General features: G+C 61.0%; 1 protein-coding gene. It reads right to left on the bottom strand.

The annotated features are described in order from the left end of the window. On the bottom strand, positions 1-2,592 hold a 2,592-nt coding region (locus tag WCA53_RS34220), incomplete at both ends, for an ImcF-related family protein (RefSeq protein WP_423922673.1).

Raw genomic sequence — 2,592 nt, 5'->3', positions numbered from 1 at the left:
ATGAACATGCGGTTCGGTAAAACAAAACCCTTGAGCGCGAGCAGTTCAAGCGGCCCTCTACCAACGTCCGTGCGCATCAGATAGCTCAGCGGATAAGTCAGGTTTGTGGGTGGCGCGGTGAGCGGTTCTTGCGTGACGAGGCTATCGAGTGCGGTGTACGCGTTCGATGTGCTCAGGTCCTGCGCCGAGCCATTCCAATCATCCGCGCGGCGTTGCGACGGCTTTTGCGCAGTCGTTGAAGTTGATGAAGCGGCGACCGGCGATGTTGCGGCAGCCCCGCGCATCATTCGCGTATCAGGTGCGGCTTGCCACGTAAGCTGGAATGTCGCGCTATCGACAGGTTCGACCTTGGCGCGTTCCAGCATCCGCACGAGCGCCCAACGGCCGCCGAACTCGAAGTTCTTGTTCGTGCCGGCTTGCTCGGTCTGCCATTGCAAACGCGTGCCCTTGGTCTCGGGATCGTTCGATGGCCAGACCAGTCCCTGCCACGTTTCTCGCTGGTTGTAGTAGTGGAGCTTTTGAGCATCGATCGTCAACACGGTGTCCGTGATGCCCGGCGTCGGAATCGGCTTGAATTCGAAGCGATACTGCGGTTCGCCTTGCGCGAGCAGATGCCCCGCGATGCGCTGCAATGTGTTCACCGACTTCAGGAAAGCCGGATCGAACTGCAAGGCACCGCCGCGTGTGTTGGTTTCCACCCATTGGTCGCCTTGCAATTCCAGCACCCCCGCGAGTTGCGAACTCAGGAACGTCGATATCAATCCGCCTTGCGGCCTGAGGAATCGAGCGAGTTCGGGAATGGATGCATCGTTGTCGGTGTTATCGAACGGATAGCGGCCGGCGAACGACTTGTTCCAGGCGGCGACGATGGTTTGTCGCCATGCATCGTTCATGCTTGCTTGCGCCGGTTGCAGCACGATCTGCGTGGCCTGCGCGACGGGACGTACGAAGAGTGCGTCGCCCATGCCCGACCACTGCGCACCGAGGCTGGCGGCAATGAGTTGTGCGTAGGCTTGGGTATCCGCGAGTTCGGAGCTCTTGCCCTGGAAGAGCGCTTGCGCGAGCTGGCGCGCTTGCGCGTCGCCATCGGTGCCATTGCTGAGTTGCTGGAGCTTCAACCGGAGCGCCGTCACGCGTTCGAGGTAGCGTTGCAGGCTGACATCGCTGGCGGATGCGTTGGTCTTGGCGGTGGAGTCCCCGTCAAGACCTATTAGGCGAAGCACCGGGCCGAACGATGGCGATAGCGGTCCCATGTCGGCAGCTTGCGCAGCGGATGCGGAATCGCTCGATCTGCGGAAGATGTTCTGCGCTCCTGTAAGCAGCGTGTTGGACAACGACGCCTGACGTATGCCTGCGGTGCCCTGATAGTCGAGCGACTTCATCAACGCGATGACAGGCGATTGACGCGCATCGGCCAGCAGTTTCATTTGTTCGATTGCGGCCGGGATGGTGGGCGCCGCTTGCCATTGCAACGCATTCATGAACCCCTGCCAATGCTCGGCGTAGTCGCTGAAATACTGCGTGGTCAGGGCGAGTTCGAGCGCATCGGCTGATGAAGCTTGCGCGGTGCTGACCGGGTTCGCAGAGGGGTCATTGTTGGCGAGCACCCAATCGCGGGTCACGTCGCGACTCTTGGCGGCTTCGGTGATGGCTGTAGCGACATAACCTTCGTACGCTTGGCGCGTGTAGACGCCGGGCACGGTGACGCTCGTTCGAATCAGCCCGCGCGTATCGGTGCCTGCTGTAAGCGATGCCAGTGTCTGGTCGGGGTACTTGTTGCCGACACCCGCCAGCACGCTTTGATAAACCGTGTCTTCGGAATTGCGTACGCCGATGACCGATAGCAGCGTCTGACGCGATGCGTTCACAAGATCCGCGCGTGGCTGGATGCGCCAGGAATCGTGGGCCTTGAGATGCTGCGCGTAGAACCCCGCCAGTCGTTCGGAGATGTCGAGCTTCGCACCCACGGAAACGTTTGCATTCGTGGACCAATAGCGCATGAGTTGCGGTGTGATGAACGCTGCGTCAACGCGACTTGGATCGGCGAGCATCAGGTACGTCTTGAGCGCCTTGTGCCCTTCCAATGCAGTAGCGTTGGCGTGGTCATCGAGTGACTCGGTGGGCATCTGGCTCAGGTCCACCAGCGTTGCTTCGAGGTTTTGCTGAATCGGTGTAACCAGAACCGATTTGCTCGCGGCAGCATAGGGCGGCCAGAGCGCGGCGAGGATCGAAACGTCCTGATTCAGACCGAAGCGAGTCCACAGTGGCGGTTGATGCGCGACGCGGTCTTCGTAGCGACCGATCTGCTGTTGCAATGCGAGCAAGGCTTGCAGACGGGCGGCGGGATCGGGCGCGGTATTGAGGGTTTGAATCGTCTGGCGGCCTTCGGACAAGCTGCGTCCGTTCGTCATGCCGGAGATCAGCATGCCTGCGGTCCATAGGCCGATAGCGGTCAGCGCGATGATGGAGAACACAGTGACCGGATGCCAGCCCATGCGCCGTCCGCGCTGCTTGCGTGCGATCGTGGCGAGGTGGTTCCATAGCGGCAGATCGGCGATGGTAAGCGCGTTGCGGTCAGCAACTGCGCCTGCA

Origin of the sequence: Caballeronia sp. (genome assembly GCF_049581465.1) — a bacterium.
GTDB lineage: Bacteria > Pseudomonadota > Gammaproteobacteria > Burkholderiales > Burkholderiaceae > Caballeronia.
Note: the sequence above shows the minus strand (reverse complement) of the source record. Positions and strands in the feature narration are given on the sequence as shown.